Source organism: Roseovarius sp. B-10, assembly GCF_056859295.1.
This window is the reverse complement of sequence record NZ_JBSXOE010000028.1, coordinates 20,769-42,877: the sequence shown is the minus strand read 5'-3', so window position 1 is coordinate 42,877 and position 22,109 is coordinate 20,769. Positions and strand designations below refer to the sequence as shown.

Sequence of the window (22,109 nt, the reverse complement as noted above, 5' to 3'; positions counted from 1 at the left end):
CTGCTTGAGGGCGGGGCGGGCAGGGACATGGCCGTCTATTCCGGTGACCAGTCGAGCTACACGCTGACGCTGAGCCCGGGCGGCACCACGCTCACCGACCGGCGCGCGGATGGCAACGGCACCGACACGCTCATCGACATGGAATTCCTGGACTTCGATACCGAGATACCGGCGATGGGGGGCAATCCCATGAACCTGGATCGGTTCGGCGGGCCGGTGGCGCTGAACGAGGCGCAGTTCGCGGACCTGATCGAGCTCTACATCGCGTATTTCAACCGGGCCCCGGACGCGACGGGCCTGTATTTCTGGGCGACGGCGTTCAGTAACGGACGGACCCTGGAAGAGATCGCCGCCCGGTTCGATACCGCAGACGAGACCCGGGCGCTGTACCCGGACGACTCGTCCAACGCTGAGTTTGTCGAGGCAGTCTACAACAACGTTCTCGGGCGCGATCCCGATCAAGGCGGCTTCGACTTCTGGCTGGGGCATTTGAATTCGGGGACAATCCCGCGGGACGTCTTTATTTCGAGACTTCTCAACGGGGCGCAAGGCACGGATATCGACTATATCGAGAACAAGGTCGATATCGGCATCTACTTCACCGTCATCAAAGGCATGTCGGACCCTCTGAATGGCCTCGAAGTCATGGAACTGTTCGATGGATCACAGCAGAGCATCGAAGACGCGATCGGCGCGACAGATCAATTTTATACAGATGCGCTGGACCCGACGAACGGCGAATTCCTCATGCCGCTCGTCGGCGTGCTGGACGACCCGTTCGCCATTGCCTGACGACACCGTCCAATCCGCGAGATCTATGAAGGCTGAGGTCCTGCGGATTTTGCCAGGCATGGCGGGGTGTTCCAATTTTGCGTCTTTCGACTCCGAAACGCAGGTCCAGGGTGCATGATGTTGATCCGGCCGCCCTCATCGGATAGAGGACGGCCAACGGATTTCATCACACAAGAGGGCAGCCCCCAATGGCCAAGATCACCATCGACGGCACCGAATACGAGACCGACGAGCTGTCGGACGACGTCAAGCGGCAGGTGCAGAACGTGTCCTATTGCGATCGCAAGATCGAGGAGCTCAAGAACGAGGCGGCGGTCATCCAGACGGCGCGCAACGCCTATGCCCGCTCGCTGAGCGAGATGCTCACCGCCGAAACCAGCAAGACGAGCTGAGGGCGGAGCGCGCCCCGATGACCGGTATCCGGCGCTTTACCACGGATTACGTGCCGGTTGAGGACCGCATGCGGCTCTCATTGGAGCGGGATGACGGGGCCGTGCGTATCCTGTGGCTGACACGCCCCTTGCTGAACAAGCTGGTGGTGCAACTGGTCAGGCGGATCGATGCCGCCGCGCCGTCGGGCGTGTCCACGGACAGGCCGCTGAAAAGCGGGGCGCAGCAGCGATTCACCCAGCAGGCCGCAGAGGCATCCCTGAAGCCGCAAGAGCCCGTCCGGGTCGGGACCACCGCCCGGCAGGCGGGGGTTGCGATGCTCGTGACCAGCATCGGCCTGCGCGACGGGCAGGGGGGGCTGTGCGTGGAATTCAAGGGCGGCAAACATGTGCTGGAGGCGGTCCCCTTCACCGGGGACGCCCTGCGGCAATGGCTGGGTGTGCTGCACAAGTGTTATTGCCAGGCCGGGTGGGGCGGCGATTTCTGGCCCGGCTGGATCACCCCGGACCACTCCCCGGCCAACATGGCGCGGATGAATTGACCAGAGTCGGCAACGCATGCGCGGATACCACTCTCCGTGCCAATGAGGCGGGATGATGACTTGTGCCGATGGAAACAATTTCGAGGCTATGCTAGTGTATAGCGAAATTCATATGCCCCGGGCTGCGGAGACTTCGTGAAAATGCGCCAGAAAACCTCGCTCGAGACAGCCTATGGCAGGTTCCGGTCCACGTTCATCGCGACCGTCGTCTTCAGTTTCTTCACCAATCTGCTGATGTTCGTCGGCCCGATCTACATGCTGCAGATCTACGACCGGGTGCTGTCGAGCCGGAACGAGATGACCCTGATCATGATCTCGGCGATCGCGATTGCCATGCTGGTCAGCTACGGGTTGCTCGAATTCACACGCTCGCGCCTTCTGGTGCGCGCGGGGATGCAGTTCGACGAGGTTCTCGCGAATCCCGTGTTCCACCGTGTCGTCAAGCAGCAGACAGCCCTGCCGGGCAGCAATGCGCAGGTCGCCCTGAGCGATATCGACAAGGTGCGGGAATTCATGACCGGGCAGGGGATTCTCGCGTTTTTCGACGCGCCCTGGGTGCCGCTGTTTCTCGCCCTGTGTTTCGCGTTCCATCCGTGGCTGGGCCTCGTGGCGACCATCGGGGCCGTCATCATCTTTGGCCTGGCGCTCGCCAATGAATTCGCGACCCGCAACGCCCTGCAGGATGCCAGCAAGGCGTCGCAGGGGGCCAACCATTTCGTCAACACCACCATGCAGAACGCCGAGGTCATCCGCGCGCTCGGCATGGAAAAGCAACTGACCAAGCGTTGGCTCAACCAGCATGACGACATGCTGGTCCACCAGGCAAAGGCCAGCGATCGCGCCGGCTCGATCATGGCGTCGTCGAAATTCGTGCGCATGAGCCTTCAGGTGGCCATCCTGGGGACAGGGGCCTTGCTGGCCATCCAGCAGCTTATCTCGCCCGGCATCATGATCGCGGCGTCGATCGTGATGGGGCGCGCGCTGGCGCCGGTGGAACAGGCCGTCGGCCAGTGGAAGCAGTTCGTCAACGCGCGGTCCTCCCACAAGCGGCTGAAGCAACTATTCGCCAACATCTCGGAACAGGAAGAGCGGACCGAACTGCCGGAGCCAAAGGGAAACCTGAAGGTAGAGCAACTGTTCGCGACCGTTCCGGGCACCCGGGACGCGCTGCTCAGGGGGATCAGCTTCTCCATCAACCAGGGGGAAGTGCTTGCGATCATCGGCCCCAGCGGATCGGGCAAGTCCTCTCTGGTCCGGCATCTTGTCGGGGCCATGACGCCGGCCGCCGGTGCCGTGCGTCTGGACGGGACCGAGATGCACCATTGGGACCCCGAACAGCTCGGGCGTTACCTTGGCTACCTGCCGCAGGATGTGAAGCTCTTCGGCGGGTCTGTCGCTGAAAACATCTCACGGTTCGAAGACGATCCGGAGGACGCCAATGTCGTCGCCGCCGCTACCCTGGCTGGCGCGCATGACATGATCCAGAAGCTGAGCAATGGCTATGAGACCAATGTCGGCGATGGCGGCATGTTCCTGTCCGGCGGGCAACGGCAGCGCGTTGGCCTCGCCCGGGCCGTGTATCGCTATCCCAGCCTCGTGGTTCTGGACGAGCCCAACTCCAACCTGGACAGCATGGGCGAGAAAGCGCTCGTTTCCTGCATCCAGGAACTCAAGGCTATGGGCAAGACCGTCGTTCTGGTAACCCACAAGACCAATCTGCTTGCCCTGTCCGACAAGACCCTGATGCTGATGAACGGAACAGTCGAAAAATTCGGCCTGACCAAGGACTTCTTTCAACAGCCGCAAGCCGCGCCGGCTGCGGAAAAAGCGCAGAAAGCCGCGTCCGGGAACTCGCCCGCGGTGGTTCAGCTGTCCACATCCGAAAAGGATGAGAGCTGACAGCGCCCGCTTGTAAAAACGGGTTTCCGGACAATATCGGAACCGGACCAAGCCACACAAGGACGTGCCGTACATGGCCATCAAACCGAGCCCGAAACCGATTGCCATCATGGGATACGCGATCGTGTTCATCACGTTCGGCGTATTGGGGGGCTGGGCCGCCGTCGCCAAGCTCGACAGCGCCGTCTTCGCGCCGGGCACGATCTCTCTGGAGGGCAACCGCAAGGTCGTGCAGCACCTCGAAGGCGGGATCGTGGAAGAAATCCGCGTGAAAGAGGCCGACATGGTCAATGAAGGCGACGTCCTGTTGCGCCTCAGCGGTGTCGAGGCATACTCCAACCTCGAGGTCATCAAAACCCGGCTGAACATGGCCCGGGTCGCCGAAGCCCGCCTCCTGGCAGAACGCAAGATGGCGGACCGGATCGACTTGCCGGACGACATTGACCCCGATACCGCATCGAAAGACCTGAAGGCGGTGATTGCGGATCAGAGGGATCGCTTCAAGGCCCGCCGCTCCATCATGAAATCCCGGACCGACATCCTGTCCAGCCGGGTCGATCAGACGAAGGAACAGATCGAGGGGCTCGAGCTTCAGAAATCCGCCCTGGAACGCCGCGTCGAAAACTTCAGCCACATGGTCGAACGGATGCGCAGCGGCCAGGAAAAAGGCCTGGTTCAGAGCAATGTCCTGTCGCAGCGCGAAGACGAGATGATCCAGATCGAGGCGTCCCTCGGGCAGGTGATTTCCGAAATCGCACAAGCCCGCAACGTCATCAGCGAAACCGAGCTGGAGGCGCTCCAGATCGAGCAGGAATACCGCGAGCGCGCCAATTCCGAACTGGAAGAAGTCCGCTCCGAGATATCGGAACTCGAACAGCGGAAAACGGTCGCCGAAGACATTCTCGGCCGCACGGAGATCCGTGCCCCCGGGTCCGGCACGATCCAGAACCTGAAGGTTCACACCGTGGGATCCGTGATCAGGGCGGGCGATGTCCTCATGGAGCTGGTTCCCGAGAACGAAGAGCTGATCGTGAACGCACGGGTGTCGCCACGCGATATCGACAACGTGTCACCGGGGCTCGAGACCGAGGTCCGGTTCACGGCCTTCAAGACGAAACTCACACCGATCATGCTGGGCAAGGTCGAATCCGTTTCCAATGACGTCATCACGCCGGAAAACCCCCAGGAGATGCCCTATTACCTGGCCCGTATCGACGTGGATGACAAAGATGTCCCCAAGGACATCGAAGGCCGCCTGACGGCCGGGATGCCGGCCGATGTCATCATCACGACGGGGGAGCGGACGGTGTTGAATTTCATCGCGTCACCCCTGCTCGACGCGGTCCGCAAGAGCCTGATCGAAGAGTGAACGTTGCCAGCGGAGCGCCCGGACAGGTGCAGACCGGACGGGGACATCTGGCGACTGAAGCGATGCATGGCAGGATCGTTGCCTGCCGCCTTGACAACAGAAGACCGCGGATATGTAAGAACCTCGAAACCGGAAGCAGAGCGGTCCACGTGTTTCCCGAGGCAGCCAGAGCAGGCGATAAGCGCACGCCCGCCCCCCGCGGGAGATCAGCGATCTCGCTACAGGAGACAGGTGAAAATGGTGAATGCTGATCTGCATCACGGCATGGCTGCAAGCGTCCTTCAATGACGGATCGGACGCGGTGCATATTGCTGATTGGTGCCAGTGGATTCGTTGGCCGGCACCTCCTGGAAAATCTGGAAGCGCATTTCGGCGCAACCGCCCGTATCATCGCCACCGCGCGCACTCCGAGACATGATGAAATCGCGCTCGACCTGACCGACGCTCGTGCGGTTCGGGAGTTGTTGATACGCGAACGCCCCACCCACATCGTGAACCTGGCAGGCATTTCCTCACCCAACGAAGTGGAAGGCAAGGTTGCCGAGGCATGGAACATCCATGCGTCCGCGGTTGAGGCCCTCGGCAGGATTATTCTCGAGGAGCTGCCGGAGACATGGCTTCTTCATGCAAGCTCGGGGCTTGTTTACGGGCGCACTGCGAACAACGGCCCGCTGCGCGAGACAGACATACTGGCCCCCATGGACATGTATTCCGTGACCAAGGCGTCGGGAGATCTTGCGCTCGAAGTGCTTGCAGGGCGCGGGCTGCGATGCCTGCGGCTCAGGCCGTTCAATCACACGGGCCCGGGACACCCGGAAACCTTCGCGATACCGTCCTTTGCAGCACAGATCGCACGGATCGAAGCCGGGTTGCAGGCCCCGGTTTTGAAAGTCGGCAATCTCGAAGCTGCCCGGGATTTCCTGGATGTCCGGGACGTGGTCAGTGCCTACACCAGGGTGATAGAAGCAAGCGACCACCTCAAGCCGGGCTGTATATTCAATGTCGCCTCCGGGCATGCGCGACCGATATACGAACTCGTCGAGATCCTCATCTCGCAGAGCCGTGTCGATGTTAAGATCGAGCCGCAGGCGCACCTTTTGTCTCGTCCAAGCGAGGTGCCAAAGCTTATCGGGGATGCGTCTGCTCTGCGGAATGCGGTCAACTGGACGCCGAAATACGATACCGTCGACATGCTGAAATCCGTGCTCGATTATCATCGCAAGTCGTTATGCGAGCGTGCCGGATAAGCCGTGACGGCTGGAACATGCGTGCCGGCACGCCTCTGTGTTCTGCTGCTCCCGTTCCCCGCTTCAAACGCGCGGTTCCGACTGACCTGCTGTCCAGTGAAAAGGTCTCGATGACACGTCATCGAGTGCCGTCTGAGGCAACTGCGCGCGCTTCAGGGTTCTTGTCGAGGGGGGTGGCATTTGTTCTCTCGGAACATCCAGCAGGTCGAGGGATTCAAGGAAATCATCATAGATGATCGACTTGATCACCGAGATGGTGCCGTCTTCCAGGCTGGTCATCATCTTCGCACACCCGTCCATGACAGCGTGCCCCCGGTCGGGAGAAACGTCTCTGTAAAGCCGTGAAGCATGGCCCGCGACGACAAGCAGGTCGCCCTGTGCAAATTGATAGAGCCGACCATCTATAAATCTCTCTGTCGGCGCCTCGAAATAAATCGCCTCGGGAAGAAAGTCCTGGTGCCATTTGACCGTGGGATGAGGCGGACATGGATACCCGATCCTGTCTGAAAGGATGTCCCAGAACCCGGACTCGGCAGAATAGTCCCGATGATGATTGAATGTCAGAATGCGCTCACGGCCGAAAAGCTCTATGCACCGTCTTATTCCGGGCGCGGAGCGCGCAAACATCGCCCGGTAGTTTGGCAACGGCCCGAAGAGGTCTGGCTCCTGTATCTCGGCAAAATCGCTCTTTGCCCAGAAATCAGGGATAAGCCTGTTGAGCGTGAAATGGACATACCAGGAAAAAATCTGGTCGACCCGTTCGCGCAAGCAGATGATGAACAATGGTGCGGGATCGAAGGCTGCATGAATCCTCTCGATCGCGGACGGATCAAAGATGTATGTCGGCGTCGCGTCACAGGCCCATTCTGCTTTTGAATTACTCTCGAAATGGGCAAAAAACGCCTCCGCCGAGGGCTCTGCCGTCCTCGAAGAAAACAGGTGTATTTCCTTGTGCAGGCTCTTGTAGTCGCGTGCGGCCCCACACTCCAAGAGCGAGTGGGTCAGGAATGTCGTGCCCGATTTGGGCATGCCCAGAATGAACAAGGGCCATGGCGGAGCATGATCACCCATCGAGGTCTTCTGCATTCTCCGGTCTCCAGAGACAAACCTCCTGACCCGGCGCAAGACTTCAGGCATAAACATAATCGATCCCGCCTTAAGGGTGCGCAAGACGCAGGAAGTGAGTGACCAGCAACGCGATCCTGATGCCGGAAGATTGAAAGGTCAACGTGACCACATCATGCCGAAAAGCCGGTGCCGGATAATGTCTTCAAGAGCTTCGGCGGCTGCCTGCGGGGCGAATGCCCAGACCGGCACGGCTTTTCGTCTCATAAACGGCCGTTTGAGGTCGATATCGAAGCTGCAACTCTTAGGAGAACTATGGCCAGCATCGCCGGTTTGACTATCGATCGTCGGGGCCACGCTGAATGCGGAGTATTGCCTCAATCTTTTGCATGGCTTGCCGGAACAGGATGACCAACGTCACTGCTCCAAAGAAGATACTTACTATGCCGGCATTCTCGGACTTGATAGTCGAACCAAAGATCTCCACCGTGGATTGGCCCGTTGCGCCGAGGTACACAAGTGTGAGACCCGCGCCAATAAAGCAAAGCGCTGCAATCAGCGTGCCCCCAATTATCAGATAGAGCAGCCCCTTCGCATTGTTTAAGTGTTCCCCCACTTTGATATACTCCTGAGCTGTTTTCGAAAGCGCCTCAGCGACCTCTTTGACTTCTTCATGGTTTGAGCCACTCACCTCTAGTCGACCTTCGTGAAGTATCATTCCACATGTAGGGCACATGCACACAGTACGACCGTCTGCATGCTTTACTATCCCAGTTCCGCCACAACCGCGGCAAACCATGCTCTCCCGATGTCTCACGATTCCATCCGAACTACCGCAAATTCTATACTGCTCCCCAATCTGTAGAATATCAATCAGACAGCGGTTCTTTCGATTGAGCCGCGCAACCATAGGCAACATGGATAATATGCGGATCGGTCAAAAACGGTCGTTTGTGAGACATTCTTGGCACCTCCTTGTTTTTCAGGCCGCGAGATGCTGCAAAAACGCTGTCCAAAACCATTTTGGTTTTGAGACGTTTTTGATACAGTGAGATCATGATTTTCGGATACGCCAGGGTCTCGACGGAAGACCAGAGCCTCTTTGCCCAGATCGACGCCTTGAAGGAGGCGGGAGCCGAACGCGTGTTCCAGGAGAAGCGAACGGGAAAGTCGCGCCAGCGGCCAGAGCTCGAGAGGTTGTTCGAGCAGATTCGCGAGGGCGATGTGATCGTGGTCACCAAGTATGACCGCCTGGCCCGATCGCTCAGGGATCTTATCGATCTGGTGGAAACCATCCGGGAGAAGCAGGCAGGGTTCCGATCGCTGGCCGAGGATATCGACACGACGACGCCGACCGGACGGCTCATCTTTCATGTCTTCGGATCAATTGCCGAGTTCGAGCGGGAGCGCATCGTCGAACGGACAAGGGAAGGGTTGGCCGCGGCGAAGCGCCGGGGTCGGGTAGGGGGCCGGCCTCGCGCCCTGTCTGAAGAGGCCAGGCAGGAAATCATCCGGATGCGCGACCAGGAGCGCCGGTCAGTGGCCGAGATCGCGCGCACCTTCAAGGTGAGCCGAGCGACAGTTTACAGGGTTTGATGGCCGGAAAGGACCGCGCGGAAGCGGGCCTTCTTGCCCGGCTTCAGAATCTTGAGCCAAGCGGCCAGGTACGGGTTCGACCCGCAGCATTCAGCAGGACATAGTCCAGCGCATAATAGTTCGAGATAAATCTCTCTATGTCAGGCGTCAGGAAGGCATGGACCGACGGGCGCTTTGCCGACATGGACAAGAGCTCGTTCGGCAAGACATCGACCAATGGCTCTACATTCCGCTTGTTGCCCTTGTGTTTGGGCACAGCGTTTCTCATGCCAAGAGGAAACCCGCGATACTCGGGCGCGCAGCGCTTTCTGACAAATCTCTCGAAATCCTGCACGCGGTCGAGATTGAATAGACGGTCCCAGTGGAAGTTTTCCAGGTACTGGTATTGGGGTGCCCAGTGTGAATCCACGGCTTGCCGCGACGCCGCGTCCAGGTACTGACAGAACTGACGAAACGTGATGCCCTTCTCCACGTCCTCTTCGCGGAGATTTTCTGTCCCGTAGACGCATTCGAGCACGGGCCGGGTATGTTGCAGCGTGTTCTCGAAGGCGCGTTGTATGACAAACTTGTCCCAATATGCACTGACCAGGCGCAGGGCCGGATCCCGGACCAGGGCAACAAAGGCCCATTTCGGGTCCTGGCAAACCTGGTCGAACCGCCATCTTGTCCATGCCTGCACCTGCAAAGGCACGTCCTGTTGATCGATACTGCGGTGTATTGCGCCTTCGGACTCCACTTGTCGTCCCGACAGCTCAATCGCCCAGCCTTTGACGGCCGTGTTGGCCACCTTTCCAATCGGGCAAAACACGATTTTGGCGGCGGGTATGTAGATCAACATGCGATCGCTCGTAAAGTGCATGCGCTGGCCCGCACTACGGTCGTACCTGGATATGATGGGTCCAGACAGCTTTTGATCGTCATGGGCCAAAAGCGCCTCTTCCATCTGCGCAATGGTCAGGTTTCTTTCCTCGATCTCGTCGATCAGGCCCGGATCGACATCTGGCCCCAGGAAATGCGCGGCCATTCTTTCTATCCAGTCACGCGTCGCCCGCGCGTCATTGCGTGGCCCAAGCGCTTGGGCCAGGTCGATGGGCGGCACATCCCGGGCCGTTCTCTCATTGGCAGAGTTCGGCCCGGACGCGCGGCGCCTTGTGACCGCCGAGAGAATACCGCGCAGGCCTGAATGTTTGCTCGACATCGATATTCTCCTTCGCGACAGGTGACGCCTACTTGGGTGTGATCACCCCTAAGAGCTGCGCGGCGCTCTCTTCCCATGTCAGCCAGGGCATCCGGTCGGACGCCACTGCCTGGTCACTTTGCCATGCTGTCAGCCAGTCCCGGACCGCATCGGCCAAGTCTGCAGCCTCGAGACCGGTAAAGTACACGGCATGATCGCCGGCAACTTCCTGGAACACCGCAAGATCGCGCGCCAGGATCGGAAGCTTGTGCTGTGCGGCCTCGATGAGTGGAAGTCCAAACCCCTCCCCTTCGCTTGCGGCAATAAGGCAGGTGCTGGCCTGGTAGATCCGCTCGAGGTACTCGTCACTGATATTGTCGAACCAGAACAACCGGGCCCCACGCTCGGAATGCTCTCTGAGCCGCCGAACCAGCGGGTCCACATCCCACCCCTCCTTGCCGACGATCGCCAGGTTGGCCTCTATGCCCTCTGCCCATAGCATCTCGAACGCATCCAGCGTTTGTGCGTAGCCCTTCCTCGGTTCGATGGTTCCCACCATCAGAAAGGTCGGCCTCTGTCCCAGTTGGGCCAGCTGGCTGTCCGCGTCGGGCAGCAAGCCTGTCGTTGGACGGGAGTTCTCTATGTCGGCGCCAAGATGGAACCAGCCGACATCCGGGAGCTTTCTGTTATCCGTCGAATGCTCTTTCAGCCAGCCCTTCAGATCGTCTGCAACGGCTTTCGAGATGCAGATGGCTCCATCGAACGAGCCGACCAGAGACAGCCAGTCCGAGAAGTTGGCCGGCGCGCCGCTTGGAAAGTACTGAGGGAGCTTGACGGGCAGCAAATCATAGACAACGTGCCAGATACGCGCGCCCCTGTTCTGGAAGGTTTCAAACACTTCGCGCCGGAGCGTGTTGTACCGGAAATCCAGGTCGAGCACGACGAACAGGTCGTCACGATAGACATCGATGATTTCGTCCTGCACCCCGCCCAGGGAAATATCCATGAGCTTCTGGGCATAAGCGTAGGCTGCAAGATACTCGCCATCATTGGTAAAGCGCACCGGGACAACCCGGTACGGAATATCCGGCCTCAACAGCAGGGCCTGGAGAACGGACCGCACCACTCTCTGGATGCCCGTATGAATATCGTTGTCCGCTACCACGCTCACATCGAGAAACAGGCTGGGACGGCGGGGATGAGGCGGAAAGCTCTGCGCCAGGGACTGTGCCAGTGACGCGGTCTCCCGCCTCTCCAGGCCGGGTGCGGCCAGCCTGTCGGGCAGGCGGGCCACCGCCTTTCCGTTGGCGTTCTCCGCGCTTTGAATGGCCTTGTGATAAAGCTCTGCGCAGACCATCGGGCCATGCTGTGCCCTGATCATCTGGCGGCCGCGCGCCCCGAGGCGGTCGCGGCGTGATGGATCGGATGCGAGGTCTTTCAGCGCCTCTGCAAGCTCTGCCTGATCAACCGGATCGGCAATCTGGCAGATACACTCGGGATCGAGCTCGCGCATGCTCCCATGAGCATTCACGATGGTTGGAACACCGAAGTTCAGACAGTCGAGAACGGAGGCGGAGGTCTCTCCCCGGCTGTTGCCGCGCAATTGAACCGCGATATCTGCTGCAAGCAGATACTCCCGGTACGTGTCCGAGCTCACCCATCCTGTTATCTTGAAGCGGGCTGCCCCAAGATCGCTCGCCGCCTGACGCAGCTCATGCTCGTATTTCTCCTCGGCATCGCCGACAAACACGAGCGTGCATTTGGGGTCTTCGGCCAGGGGCGCGTTTTGCAGGGCCTCAAGGATGGAAAGCCCAAGCTTGGATGGCACGATGTGGCCAAAACTGCAGATGACGAGGTCGTCTTCCGAGAACCCGAGCTTCTTGCGTGCCGCCACTTTGTCCGAAGGTGTGTAATCCGCAGACGGTCTCAGAAGCGGCACCTTGTGCCAGCCTCTTGTCGCCTCGGGCCCGTACCACTCCTGCGCCAGCTGAAAGGGCTGGTCGCTGTGCACGATGACCCCTGTCGCATTCTGAAGAACGTCCAGGTTTCCCGGCAGGCTCGATGGGTCCGGCCTGCCCTTGCCGGAGCGCGCGGCGGCGGCAAACTGTTGCAGGCCATATCCCTGGAGAACAACGTCCCGGAGATGGTTCGGATTATACCGCGCCCGGCCATCGAGCAGAAAGAAATCATGCAGCGCGACCACGCCGGGTATGCTGCGCAAAAGATCGAACATGTACCCGTGCATCGGGGAATTTCCGAAATGGTAGAGCACGTGATCGAAATTCCCGCTGTTGCGGTGAAACCAGTCGACGCCCCGGATCTCTATGGATGGGTCTAGGTCCGGGAGGTCGATATGCTCCTGATTGGAAACCAGGGTGATCTCGTAGTGCCGGGCGAGTTCCGGGACGAGCTGTGCGCTGTATTCCGCGATGCCGGACATTGCCGGCGGCAAGGGTGAAACATAGGCCAGCTTCTCGCGGTGCGCGACAGGTTCCGCGCCAGGCCGGGCGTCTTGGCGCCCGAGCTCTTCACTTTTCTCCAGCAGGCCCTGTGCGATTTGCTCAAGGCTGGTATCGGCCAGGTTGAACGTCGTGACCCTCAAGCCGTCGCCAGTCTCGGCCAGGAGACGCCCCGGGTCTGGATCATTGCCGATCAGGAAGACCTGGTCGGCCTTTTCGAGGCATTCCCGCTTTTCGTCCGTGAAGCCCGGGCAAGATCCGGGCCTGCGAGACCGGCCCGGTTCCGGCGTTCCTCTCCAGAGCGCCCTGGGATCCTGGAATACGGTGCGCAGCCTGTTTCGAACCTGCTCCAGCATTCCGGCCTTGGGGCCCGAAGATGTGTCCTCTTCAGCCGCATAAACCATGACGGCCGTCGGCAGGGATACCAGTTTTGAAATGCTCGCGACGCTGCGGTCGTCGTGACCTGCATGAAAGCCGTTAACCAAAACGAGATCGGGCGCGAGGGAGGACAGAAACGCTTCGCGGATGAGCTCTGCTCTTTCACGGCGCGCCAGGGTGTCGGCGCTCCCGGGTGCACCCGGGTCAGGCGCACTCCAGGTGCGAAGCGCGCTCCGGGGGAGGACGTCACCAAGAAGCGCCCGCACATCCCTGACAAGCTGCTTGTCAGAAGCGGCAAGGGCCACGACGATGTCATGCCCCGTGCCGCCCTGTGCGATACCACGGAGCAAGTCCATCTGCCGGCGTTCAGCGGGCGTGTCGCGCCACGTCTCCGAGACGCCCTGGAAGTCGATAACGATACGCATCTATTGGTCCTGTCCCGCACTCAAACGATCGAAAAAATACCGGGACCTTACCGACATCTGCTCATAGGGCGGGCCGTCGTCCGATTGATGGATCAACCTGATGGCCCGCGGGAGCGCCTGGTACTCCGGGCTCGTCATCCATTGAGAGAAGACATCCCTTGGCTTTCCATCCTTCTGGAGAACCAGGTCACGGAACACGCCTCTTGGCTTCCCGTTCTTGTGAAACAGCGCTCGCCACAAGAGCCGCCGGGGCTTTCCGCCCGTGTGAAACAGGATGCGCCGCCAAAGAGGCCGCGTGAGGTGCCGGGCCTCCCTTTCGAGATCGGCCCGCTTGTTCTTTTCCCTGGCAAGCTCACCCCGAAGTTTCGCGATCTTCTGCTGCTGCTGCTCCAGTATCTCGCGCAGGCCGCGTGCCTCGGTGACGAGCGCGCGTGCCTGCTGCTCGATGAGAACCTGCGAATACAGGGTGAAATCGTCAAAAACATTGGGCGGCGCCGAAAACGCCCCTGCCCGCTCCCGATGCTCGTTCGCGAGGTAGAACCGGTTCAGCCCGTCCCGGTAGACAACGCTGTAGTCGTGCTCCAACAGGACATTTTCCCATTCGGCATGATTTGGGGTCTGACTGTTGGGGGCGGTCGCCTCGATGACGAGAATCCACGGTCTGTGGGCTTCCCAGTCACCCCCGGCGAGGACATCGGCCTCTGCCCCCTCCACATCGATCTTGAGAAAATGAACAGCCTGCCCTTCGGGGACATGCGCGGTCCACAAGTCACGGAGCGTTGTCGCTGGAACCTCTAACTCGGTGACAGGCAGACCGGTTGCTTCGTGGGTTCTGGCAATCTCCGGGTTCGTGGAGGACAACCCGGTATCGCCCACCTGGTGGAAGAGGGCGGTTCCGCTTTTCCCGGCCACGACGACGCCCAGGTTCGTGTCATCCGGACGCTTGCTTTCAAGCTGTTGAAGGTGCCCCGGATGCGGCTCTACGTTTATCCCCCGCCAGCCCCTGTCGTAGAACAGCCGGGTGACACTGTCGGCATCCGGGGAGCAGGCTCCGACGTCTATATAGAAGCCCTCGGAGACATCATCCAACGCCCTCAGGAGCATGATGTCTTCAAAGTTCTGGGCGTAGGAAACAACTGTCATGCTGGTATATCATCGTGCTGCTCGGCTCATTGGCCAGGAGGTTAATCGTATCCGCGCTTTTGCGCCTCGTACATGGAGGCGTAAAGCCCGCCTGCGGCGATGAGTTCCTTGTGCGTGCCTTCTTCAACCACCTGGCCGCCTTCCATCACGTAAATCCAGTCAGCTTCCGTGACCGAGGACAAGCGGTGCGTCACCACGACCGTCGTTTTTTCATGCGTGAGCCTGGACAGCGTCTCGCGAATACGTTGCTCCGTGCGCTGATCAAGAGCCGAGGTCGCCTCGTCGAGCAGAAGGATCGGTGCCGAGCGTAGAAACGCCCTGGCAATGGCAATTCTCTGCTTTTGCCCCCCGGAAAGCTGGGCCCCCTTGGGGCCGACCGGCGCATCCCCCCGGTCCCGGATCAGGTCCGCGATCGCCGCATTTTCCGCGGCGGCCCAGATTTCTTCTTCGCTGGCATCGGGCCTGACGTATCGGATGTTTTCCCAGATCGAGTTGTTGAAGATGACGATATCCTGCGCCACGACCGAGAACGCATTTCTCAGGGCGTGGATCTTGAGCTTGTCGATCGGTTGACCCCCGATGGAAATCTCTCCGCCCTTGACGTTGTAGAGACGCGCGATCAGGCTGAGGATCGTGGTCTTGCCGGAACCCGTCGCCCCGACGATGGCCGTTGTCTTGCCCCCCTGGAACGTCATGTTGAGATTCTTGAAAAGCGGCGCTCTTGGCGAATAGCCGAAAGTGATGTCCCGCAAGACGATATCACCTTCCCGATCAAACTCTTCGACGGCATCGGGGGCATCCGTGATCGTCGGCGTTTCCCGGAAAAGAGAGCGCACGCCGTCGAGCAGAATCAGGCTTGCCTGAAGCCGCGCGAAGAACTGCGCAACCATCCTGGCCGGATCGAAAAGCAGCACGAGGCCAAGCAGGAAGGTGATGACGCCGGCGCTGTCGAGGGCATACTCGGCGTGCAGCGCCATGTACCCCCCGCCCCCGATCACGAGCACGTAGACGAACGCCGACGAAAAATCGATCGAAGGCAGAACCAGGGCCTGCGCCGCCTGCAGCCGGATCGAAAGGCTGCGGATATCCCGGGCCGCCTTCTGCATGCGGGATTTCTCGCTCGGTTCCTGGCTGGCGATCTTTACCGTGCGCATCCCGCCGGCCATTTCCTCGATGCCGGTCATGTAATTTCCCAAGGCGGCTTCTGCGTTTGCCTGGATATGCTTGATGCGTTCCGAGACCAGGATCATCATCATGATGATGACCGGGATGACCATGACCGCCGCCAGGAACAGCTGTGGTGCGAGATAGATGAGATACCCCGAGACGATCAGGACCGTCACCGCATCCCGGATCGCGTTGACCGTTGCCTGGCCGACAAAGGTGCTCAGCTCCTGCGCCTGGTTTACCAGCCGCAGAATGATATGCCCCGATTTTGTCCGCTCGAAGAACGCCAGGTCCAGGCGCATGAGGTGGTCGATCATGTCGTCACGCATCTCCAGCACCGCGTTGCTGGCCAGCCAGACCGACAGCCGCGGGCTGAGATAGGACATCACCCCGCGCACGGCGAACAGGAGGAACACGATGACGCAAACGCGGGCAAGCTCCCAGGCGCTGCCGCTTTCGAAAATCACCCGCAGGCCGGTTTCCGTCAGGGCCAGGAATTGCTGGTAGGCCACGCCCTGGACCAGGATTGTGCCCAGCACCACCAGGAGCCACGGGGACTTGCTTTTCAGGTAGTTGTCCCAGAACCAGCGCAGGTTCTCGCGGTCCTTTTCGGAAAAGAGAGGTTTGGCCTTGCGGAATCTGCTGAAAACCATGCCATCTTGTTCCTGTATCAAGGACCGGAAGGCCCGCTACGCCGCCAAACCCGCACAGATCCCGTTCAAGCTCGCGTGTCCTTTGACAAGGGGGAGCCATATGACAGATTGCCCAGGGAATAAAGCGATCCGTTTCCTGAATACAGCCCGTCTCGTGCCACCAGCAGTGCGCCGCTTGGTCCTTGTCTGCATGGCCCTGATCCTTGTTGGCGGACCCGGCGCGTGGGGCGAGACCCGCATCCCCCCCGACCCCCGGATCGCCCGGCTGAATCATGCCGGTTTCAAGACGAGAGGGTATTGCACGGGGTTCGCCACGCGGGATGGACAGGTGGTCACGGCCGCGCATTGCCTGCCGAAAGTACGGACCGATACCGTTCATATCCTGCTGGGATACGAGACCGGTCGGCTAGAGCAACATATCCGGACACCGGCCACGTCCTACCGGATCATGAAGGGGCGCGACATCGCCGCCCTGTGCGGCTTCGAAGGCGATCCTGACGGATTTCGCCTGACCGACGCGCCCCCGACGCCGGGCACACGGGTGGAGGTGCAGGGATACGGCGCGCCGAGGGCGCATGCGCTGCAGAAAACCGCCTGTTCGGTTCAATCCATGTCCGGAGAGACCCTGATGCGGCTCGATTGCCCCCTGCCCCCGGGAACATCCGGCGCGCCGGTGACGCTGACGGGCTCACGCGATGTCATCGGAATCGTCTCCGCCAGCTCTGCTGCTGGAAGCTTTGCATACCGGCTGTCGGCGGATAAGGCCGCGCACCTGTGCAAGTAACGGCGCACCGGTTGCCGGTCACGGGGGAAGGACGCCCCGGCGGCATGTCTTCTGGGATGAGGTTTGTCTCGCTTGACCGGGCGGGATTGTCATGCGCCCCGGTGACGAGCCTCGACCGTCACCCGGGCAGGAGAATTTAAGCCGATAAGACGCGACCCCTCACCCGATTGGTTGTAACTCCTTCTTCCTATCCCGTATCAGATAGCGGAGGACACGAAGGATCAGAAAATTCCCCATGGCCAATGTCGTCTATGACCTGACGGAAGTGTTCGTGGCCTCCACGGGGAAATACCCTTATTACGGCATCGTTCGCGTCGTCGAGGAAATCGGTCGCGAGCTTCACCTGGCGGATCCGGATCTGCGCTTCGCGATCTTCTCGCACGCGCATGACACCTTCTACGAGGTCCATCCGAGCATCGACGCCGAAAGCGGCCGGGTCGAGCTCAACATCCCGAAAGGCGTCAGGCAGATACATCACCTGCGCAAGACGTTCTATTCCAGGAACCGGGTCCGCGACGCCCTGCTGCCGCTCGCGCAAATGCTCATTCGCGGGATCAACCGGTCCCGGTGGCGACGCGCGAAGCTGTCGCTCGAAGAGCTGGACATGAACGGCAAGACGCTCGTTTCAACGGGGCGTCCGAAACACATGGTCGCGGCTCTGAATGCGCTCGATAATGCCGGTGTGTCCTACGAGTTCATTCCGCTGTTGCACGACATGTTCCCGCTGCATGATTTCTCGCCGCAGAACCCCAAGCCGTTTCCCTTGAACTTCATCGGCGACAATCGTCGCGTGATCAGCCGCGCCTCCAGGATCATCGCGATTTCCCGGTTCACGAAATCCGACATCGAGAACTTCTCCCGCGATGGCATTCTGCCGCCTTTGCCGGAGGTCGTTACCGTGCCCTTGTGCCATGAATCCCGTGACGGCACGGAACCTGCGGCCGACGACATTCCGGACACGCCATATCTTCTGACAGTGGGGGCCACGATCGGCCGCAAGAACCTGGAAGCTGTCTTCGAAGCGATGTGCCTGCTGGAAGACTCCGGCGCGCCCCTGCCGCGGCTTGTCCTCGCGGGCGCGCCCCGCAAGCATGTCCGGGACTATCTGAAAAAGGATCGCTACGACCGTATCCGCGCCTTCATCGATATGGTGCCCAGCCCGAACCAGACCAAGCTCAACCAGCTCTACCGGAATGCCATGGCGCTGGTCCTGCCAAGCCGTATCGAGGGATGGGGATTGCCGGCAGGAGAAGCTTTGTGGAACGGAACGCCGGCGATCTGTTCAACGGCGCCCGTGCTCTACGAGGTCTGTGGGGAGCTTGGTCTCTATTTCGACCCCAACAAGCCCGGAGAGCTTGCCGAGATCATCGCGCGCCTGCAAAACGACCGCCAGTTTGTCGAAGACCTTCGGGCGCGCATCGCGGCGGCCGCCGCCAGCCTGCGCACCTGGGGGGATGTCGCCCGTGACGTCAAGCGAGTCTACGAAGGCTGCCCCAGCCGTAAGAAATAGGCCGGAATTCGAGCGATCCAGTCTTGGCACATTGCGACGCCGTCGGGAGGGACATCCGCGCCATCGATAGGGTCCGCCCGGTTCCCCTACCCTCGCGATCCGGGCCTGCCTGACGACGTAGGCTCTGGCCGCGCTGTTGCGGGCCAATGGACAAGTCAGATGCAAACGCCATATAGTAGTGCAAGGTATTACCTTTTGCTCGGAGGGTCGCATGGTATCGGCAACGTCCATCAAGCTGGATGACGACATGAAGGGGCGGGTCCGGCATCTCGCCGAGGCCCGGAAACGTACATCGCACTGGATCATGCGCGAAGCCATTGCGCAGTATGTCGAGCGCGAAGAAAAGCGCGAGGCGCTGCGGCAGGAAACCCTCAAGGCATGGGAAGAATTCCGGGAAACCGGGCTGCACGCGACCGCTGAAGAGGTCGATCAATGGCTGGAGAGCTGGGGGACTGAAAACGAACGGCCTGCCCCCGAATGCCGCAAGTGATATTCGCCCCGGCGGCGATCCGGGACTTGCAACGGCTGCGGGGCTTCCTGCGCCCGAAGAACGCGGATGCTGCGCGGCGGGCTGGTGAGGCGATCCGGCAGGGCGTGAAAATCCTCGGTACACAGCCCCGCCTCGGCCGGATGGCCGATGACCTTCCCGAACAGTTTCGGGAATGGCTTATCGACTTTGGCGACAGCGGTTATGTCGTCCGGTATCACATCGCCGACGAGACAGTGACGATCCTCGCAATCCGGCACCAGAAGGAAGCAGGCTTCCCGCTCTAACTCATTCGGGTTTAGGCGCGACGCTTGCCGTCGATCAGGGCGCGTGTCCCCTTGCATCGCAAGCATCCGGCGAGAGCCGCAGGATACAGAGACCTGATTAAACACGACACGCTCTGTTTGAGCCCTCACACCGCCTGCCGGGTGGCCGATGAGTCCCCCGGTCAAACGGATTGACCAGGCGTTCGCTAGCCTACGAGATCATACGCCTCGTAATCGCTGCGCAGGCCGATCGTGGAGATGACGTCGCCGTTTTCCAGCGTCCAGGATGCCGTGAAGGTATCTTCCGTGGCAACGTTGAAGACCTCGGGATCAAGCAGGATCAGCTCATTGCCGGTCGCGATCATTTCCAGGTCGTTGTCCTTCGACATGAGGAAGGTGATGAACTCATATGCCGCATCGTCATACGCCTGGAACTGGTTTTGCTGACCGGATGGGGCTCCGAGGTCCACGTTGATGACATCCTGCTCCGGCTCTCCTGCTTCCAGTGAACCGGTGATCAGGTCCGCAGCCTTCTCCAGATCACGGGCGTTCACATCGAAGGTCGCCACCACCGTGTTGTTGTCGAACGTGTACTCACGCGCGTTGGTCTCGAGGTTTCCGGAGACATCCACCAGGCCAAACCTGGAGAGCATCTGAACCACTTGGACCGTTTCCTGGGCCGAGGCGTCGGTTTGCTCCGCGAGCGTCTCCTGCACGGTCTCGGTGTCCAGAGCGGTTTGGGAAACCTCTACCGACGGCTGCGCGTCCCGGGGCTGTTCCTGCTCGTGCAGGAATGCGCTGACCTGGTTTTCGATGCCGTCGATAAACGCCTGGACCTGGTTCATCAGGTCAGGACCCTGATGCGCGTCCAGATCCAGGGCACCCGGTTCTTTCTCATCCCTGGCGGCAAGCGAGACTTCATCGAAAAACTGTGTCAGGGCCGCGAGGAATTCCTGGGCGCCATTCTGGACAAGCCCGAAATCATCCAGAATACCAATACCCGCTTCAGCCGCATTGTCTTGCCCGGAGATCATGGCAAGGATGCTCTCCAGCGTTATCGCATCGACGTCCGTGACTTGCGTTTCCGACATGAACCCGAGCGATATGGCAATGGCGCTCAACCCGATCGCATAGGTGTTCTGGCCGATTTTTTCCTCGTTGAATGCGTCCATGTCGTTCGCATTCTGAGACATGAAACTGCCCGGCGTCGCGTCGTCGTCCTGCATGCCCCGGTCTTGCAGGGCCAATTGCAGCGGATCGAAATCGGTGTCCTGGCCGCCGGTCCCCGAGACGGGCACCAGGTCGTCCGAGAGGTCGGGCTCGGAGGCCCCGGCGCCCTCTTCCGGCATGATGACGACGAGGTCTTCGGCCGCCATGAACAGGGTCCAGACAAGCGCCGCCAGCATCGTGGAGGGATGCAGGAACACCTTTCCGTTACGTTCCAGCCGGACGACGCGCTGAGTATCCGATGTGGCGGCCTCGCCGGTCACCTTCCGGGCGGTAAATTCCTCGATCAGCGCATTGAAATCCCGGCCCCGCAAAGGGGCGTTTATGTTGGGGCTGTCGAGGACATAGACACCGTCGAGGCGGCAAAGGTGGATGAAGACGTCGCCATTGGCGTCACAGAAAAGAAACCAGGGATCGCCCTCGTCGGTGATCCCCCGGTCGATCTCGTTCGGGACGCCCGCCGCATCCAGAAGCCGCTTGACCCGAAAGAGGTTGGCGAGCTCCTGGTTGGACCAGTCCTTGGCACGGAGTTTTCCAAACTCGAGGTAGGATTTTTTCGTGGGCAGCGGGAACCTGTGGTCGCCTGCGGCGCTTTGATCGTCGAAATGCAGGGTATCATCACTGTCCTGAAGAAACGCCTGGCGTTTCGTTCCCGCATGGTTTTCAGGAAATTTCAGGATGTTGGCCATGGGTGATGGTGCTCTTGCTCTCTCGATTCAAACCGGGGCGAATTCGGCTTGCCTGATCTGCCGGCCTCCTGATTACGACGCTTCGTCTTCGAACAGAACCCTGTATGTCATCGGCTCGTAATGCTTGAGCAGCATGCGAACGAAATCCTGCGGATTCTGACCCAGCGCATTGGCCCACTCGACATATCGATGCGTGGGGATCTTGCCCCGGCCGTTCTCCAGCTGGGAGATGAACGTGTAGTAATCGAGCGACAGGATATCAGCCAGCTCGCGCTGTGACAGCCCCTGCTCTTCGCGGAGCGAACGGAGCCACAGGCCAAGCGTGACCCTTTGTTCCTTGGTCTCTTCGGGTGAGGTCTTGTGAAGTTCGGCCAACATTTCGGTATCCTCGTGGGCAGCAGTCTTGAGGGGTTCAGGTCAATGAGGCTTGCGGCCTCATAAACGTTTAGTAGATCACTATACCTCACTTGCTTTCCCGAGGCAAATCTCGCGTGGCAGGTCAGCAAGTCACTGCCAACGGGCGCGCATGTAGCTGTGGGCGACATTTCTGTTGATCGGGCTGCGCATGTAGCTTAAAGAGACATCATGAAGCGGATCAGCTATACGAAAGCCGCGATCCGTGCCTTGCGCCGGATGCCTGCGAACACGGCCAGGCGTATCCAGAGCAGGATCGAGGCTTATGCGCGGAACCCGGCTTCGCAGTCCAACAACCTGAAATCCCTGAAGGGTCGAGAGGGTATCAGGCTGCGAGTGGGCGATTGGCGGGTCATTATGGATGACCAGGGCAACATTCTGGCGATCCTGGATATCGGGCCCCGTGGCGGTATCTACGATTGAGAGGACAT

21 protein-coding genes are annotated in these 22,109 nt (G+C 60.2%); 12 read left to right on the top strand and 9 right to left on the bottom strand.

Annotated elements, in window-relative coordinates:
- From AC13D8_RS07230 to AC13D8_RS07205, 6 genes are all read left to right on the top strand, one after another.
- Positions 1–792, top strand: a 792-nt coding sequence (locus AC13D8_RS07230) for a DUF4214 domain-containing protein (RefSeq protein WP_482968299.1), incomplete at its 5' end; no start/stop codon positions are given.
- A gap of 188 nt (positions 793–980) precedes the next feature.
- Complete coding sequence (locus AC13D8_RS07225) at positions 981–1,184, top strand: DUF6447 family protein (protein WP_482968298.1); 204 nt, start codon at positions 981–983, stop codon at positions 1,182–1,184.
- Positions 1,185–1,201: 17 nt separating this feature from the next.
- Positions 1,202–1,723, top strand: a complete 522-nt coding sequence (locus AC13D8_RS07220) for a hypothetical protein (RefSeq protein ID WP_482968297.1) — start codon at positions 1,202–1,204, stop codon at positions 1,721–1,723.
- A gap of 141 nt (positions 1,724–1,864) precedes the next feature.
- The gene (locus tag AC13D8_RS07215; protein ID WP_482968296.1) at positions 1,865–3,622 is read left to right on the top strand and encodes a type I secretion system permease/ATPase; all 1,758 of its coding nucleotides are present in this window, start codon (positions 1,865–1,867) and stop codon (positions 3,620–3,622) included.
- 73 nt (positions 3,623–3,695) lie between these two features.
- Positions 3,696–4,991, top strand: a complete 1,296-nt coding sequence (locus AC13D8_RS07210; protein ID WP_482968295.1) for an HlyD family type I secretion periplasmic adaptor subunit — start codon at positions 3,696–3,698, stop codon at positions 4,989–4,991.
- Between the two features lie 284 nt (positions 4,992–5,275).
- Positions 5,276–6,238, top strand: a complete 963-nt coding sequence (locus AC13D8_RS07205; RefSeq protein WP_482968294.1) for an NAD-dependent epimerase/dehydratase family protein — start codon at positions 5,276–5,278, stop codon at positions 6,236–6,238.
- A 63-nt stretch (positions 6,239–6,301) separates the two neighbouring features.
- On the opposite strand, the gene AC13D8_RS07200 is transcribed toward AC13D8_RS07205, so the two are convergent.
- From AC13D8_RS07200 to AC13D8_RS07190, 3 genes are all read right to left on the bottom strand, one after another.
- Positions 6,302–7,324 carry a hypothetical protein gene (locus AC13D8_RS07200; protein WP_482968293.1) on the bottom strand — a complete coding sequence of 341 codons (1,023 nt, stop codon included), beginning with the start codon at positions 7,322–7,324 and terminating at the stop codon, positions 6,302–6,304.
- A gap of 316 nt (positions 7,325–7,640) precedes the next feature.
- Complete coding sequence (locus tag AC13D8_RS07195; RefSeq protein ID WP_482968292.1) at positions 7,641–7,994, bottom strand: hypothetical protein; 354 nt, start codon at positions 7,992–7,994, stop codon at positions 7,641–7,643.
- A gap of 178 nt (positions 7,995–8,172) precedes the next feature.
- Entirely contained in the window at positions 8,173–8,361 is a 189-nt protein-coding gene (locus AC13D8_RS07190; RefSeq protein ID WP_482968291.1) for a hypothetical protein, read from the bottom strand.
- On the opposite strand from AC13D8_RS07190, the gene AC13D8_RS07185 reads away from it, so the two are divergent.
- Complete coding sequence (locus AC13D8_RS07185) at positions 8,360–8,899, top strand: recombinase family protein (RefSeq protein WP_482968290.1); 540 nt, start codon at positions 8,360–8,362, stop codon at positions 8,897–8,899. The two genes, AC13D8_RS07190 and AC13D8_RS07185, sit on opposite strands and share 2 nt — an antisense overlap.
- 43 nt (positions 8,900–8,942) lie before the next feature.
- Here the strand turns inward: AC13D8_RS07185 and AC13D8_RS07180 are convergent, their stop codons facing one another.
- From AC13D8_RS07180 to AC13D8_RS07165, 4 genes are read right to left on the bottom strand one after another with little or no spacing between them, the layout of a single operon-like run.
- On the bottom strand, positions 8,943–10,097 hold the full coding sequence (locus tag AC13D8_RS07180; protein ID WP_482968289.1) for a sulfotransferase family 2 domain-containing protein: 1,155 nt from the start codon (positions 10,095–10,097) through the stop codon (positions 8,943–8,945).
- 28 nt (positions 10,098–10,125) lie between these two features.
- Positions 10,126–13,338 (bottom strand): glycosyltransferase, encoded by a 3,213-nt coding sequence (locus AC13D8_RS07175; RefSeq protein WP_482968288.1) that lies wholly within the window; start codon positions 13,336–13,338, stop codon positions 10,126–10,128.
- The gene (locus tag AC13D8_RS07170) at positions 13,339–14,481 is read right to left on the bottom strand and encodes an FkbM family methyltransferase (protein ID WP_482968287.1); all 1,143 of its coding nucleotides are present in this window, start codon (positions 14,479–14,481) and stop codon (positions 13,339–13,341) included.
- A gap of 41 nt (positions 14,482–14,522) precedes the next feature.
- The gene (locus AC13D8_RS07165) at positions 14,523–16,301 is read right to left on the bottom strand and encodes an ABC transporter ATP-binding protein (RefSeq protein ID WP_482968286.1); all 1,779 of its coding nucleotides are present in this window, start codon (positions 16,299–16,301) and stop codon (positions 14,523–14,525) included.
- A 190-nt stretch (positions 16,302–16,491) separates the two neighbouring features.
- Between AC13D8_RS07165 and AC13D8_RS07160 the strand changes: the two genes are divergently transcribed.
- The 4 genes from AC13D8_RS07160 to AC13D8_RS07145 all read left to right on the top strand — a co-directional run bounded on the left by AC13D8_RS07160 (position 16,492) and on the right by AC13D8_RS07145 (position 19,369).
- Positions 16,492–17,085: a trypsin-like serine peptidase gene (locus tag AC13D8_RS07160; protein WP_482968285.1), complete on the top strand. Its 594-nt coding sequence runs from the start codon at positions 16,492–16,494 to the stop codon at positions 17,083–17,085.
- 235 nt (positions 17,086–17,320) lie between these two features.
- Positions 17,321–18,595, top strand: a complete 1,275-nt coding sequence (locus AC13D8_RS07155; protein WP_482968284.1) for a glycosyltransferase family 4 protein — start codon at positions 17,321–17,323, stop codon at positions 18,593–18,595.
- A gap of 211 nt (positions 18,596–18,806) precedes the next feature.
- On the top strand, positions 18,807–19,085 hold the full coding sequence (locus AC13D8_RS07150; RefSeq protein WP_482968283.1) for a CopG family ribbon-helix-helix protein: 279 nt from the start codon (positions 18,807–18,809) through the stop codon (positions 19,083–19,085).
- Positions 19,073–19,369: a type II toxin-antitoxin system RelE/ParE family toxin gene (locus AC13D8_RS07145; protein ID WP_482968282.1), complete on the top strand. Its 297-nt coding sequence runs from the start codon at positions 19,073–19,075 to the stop codon at positions 19,367–19,369. The genes AC13D8_RS07150 and AC13D8_RS07145 overlap by 13 nt, the downstream gene beginning before the upstream one ends.
- Positions 19,370–19,554: 185 nt before the next feature.
- Here the strand turns inward: AC13D8_RS07145 and AC13D8_RS07140 are convergent, their stop codons facing one another.
- Positions 19,555–21,264 carry a hypothetical protein gene (locus AC13D8_RS07140; protein ID WP_482968281.1) on the bottom strand — a complete coding sequence of 570 codons (1,710 nt, stop codon included), beginning with the start codon at positions 21,262–21,264 and terminating at the stop codon, positions 19,555–19,557.
- Between the two features lie 72 nt (positions 21,265–21,336).
- Positions 21,337–21,642, bottom strand: a complete 306-nt coding sequence (locus AC13D8_RS07135) for a helix-turn-helix domain-containing protein (protein ID WP_104019685.1) — start codon at positions 21,640–21,642, stop codon at positions 21,337–21,339.
- A gap of 207 nt (positions 21,643–21,849) precedes the next feature.
- On the opposite strand from AC13D8_RS07135, the gene AC13D8_RS07130 reads away from it, so the two are divergent.
- Positions 21,850–22,101 (top strand): type II toxin-antitoxin system RelE family toxin, encoded by a 252-nt coding sequence (locus AC13D8_RS07130; protein WP_482968280.1) that lies wholly within the window; start codon positions 21,850–21,852, stop codon positions 22,099–22,101.
- The last annotated feature ends 8 nt before the right edge of the window (positions 22,102–22,109 follow it).

Bases quoted from the DNA above. Each gene is read 5' to 3' on its own strand.
- AC13D8_RS07170 (WP_482968287.1), bottom strand. From the start codon at position 14,481: ATGACAGTTGTTTCCTACGCCCAGAACTTTGAAGACATCATGCTCCTG.
- AC13D8_RS07180 (WP_482968289.1), bottom strand. From the start codon at position 10,097: ATGTCGAGCAAACATTCAGGCCTGCGCGGTATTCTCTCGGCGGTCACA.
- AC13D8_RS07135 (WP_104019685.1), bottom strand. From the start codon at position 21,642: ATGTTGGCCGAACTTCACAAGACCTCACCCGAAGAGACCAAGGAACAA.
- AC13D8_RS07140 (WP_482968281.1), bottom strand. From the start codon at position 21,264: ATGGCCAACATCCTGAAATTTCCTGAAAACCATGCGGGAACGAAACGC.
- AC13D8_RS07150 (WP_482968283.1), top strand. From the start codon at position 18,807: ATGGTATCGGCAACGTCCATCAAGCTGGATGACGACATGAAGGGGCGG.
- AC13D8_RS07175 (WP_482968288.1), bottom strand. From the start codon at position 13,338: ATGCGTATCGTTATCGACTTCCAGGGCGTCTCGGAGACGTGGCGCGAC.
- AC13D8_RS07155 (WP_482968284.1), top strand. From the start codon at position 17,321: ATGGCCAATGTCGTCTATGACCTGACGGAAGTGTTCGTGGCCTCCACG.
- AC13D8_RS07205 (WP_482968294.1), top strand. From the start codon at position 5,276: ATGACGGATCGGACGCGGTGCATATTGCTGATTGGTGCCAGTGGATTC.
- AC13D8_RS07220 (WP_482968297.1), top strand. From the start codon at position 1,202: ATGACCGGTATCCGGCGCTTTACCACGGATTACGTGCCGGTTGAGGAC.
- AC13D8_RS07200 (WP_482968293.1), bottom strand. From the start codon at position 7,324: ATGCAGAAGACCTCGATGGGTGATCATGCTCCGCCATGGCCCTTGTTC.
- AC13D8_RS07190 (WP_482968291.1), bottom strand. From the start codon at position 8,361: ATGATCTCACTGTATCAAAAACGTCTCAAAACCAAAATGGTTTTGGAC.
- AC13D8_RS07185 (WP_482968290.1), top strand. From the start codon at position 8,360: ATGATTTTCGGATACGCCAGGGTCTCGACGGAAGACCAGAGCCTCTTT.
- AC13D8_RS07225 (WP_482968298.1), top strand. From the start codon at position 981: ATGGCCAAGATCACCATCGACGGCACCGAATACGAGACCGACGAGCTG.
- AC13D8_RS07165 (WP_482968286.1), bottom strand. From the start codon at position 16,301: ATGGTTTTCAGCAGATTCCGCAAGGCCAAACCTCTCTTTTCCGAAAAG.
- AC13D8_RS07210 (WP_482968295.1), top strand. From the start codon at position 3,696: ATGGCCATCAAACCGAGCCCGAAACCGATTGCCATCATGGGATACGCG.
- AC13D8_RS07160 (WP_482968285.1), top strand. From the start codon at position 16,492: ATGGCCCTGATCCTTGTTGGCGGACCCGGCGCGTGGGGCGAGACCCGC.
- AC13D8_RS07130 (WP_482968280.1), top strand. From the start codon at position 21,850: ATGAAGCGGATCAGCTATACGAAAGCCGCGATCCGTGCCTTGCGCCGG.
- AC13D8_RS07215 (WP_482968296.1), top strand. From the start codon at position 1,865: ATGCGCCAGAAAACCTCGCTCGAGACAGCCTATGGCAGGTTCCGGTCC.
- AC13D8_RS07145 (WP_482968282.1), top strand. From the start codon at position 19,073: ATGCCGCAAGTGATATTCGCCCCGGCGGCGATCCGGGACTTGCAACGG.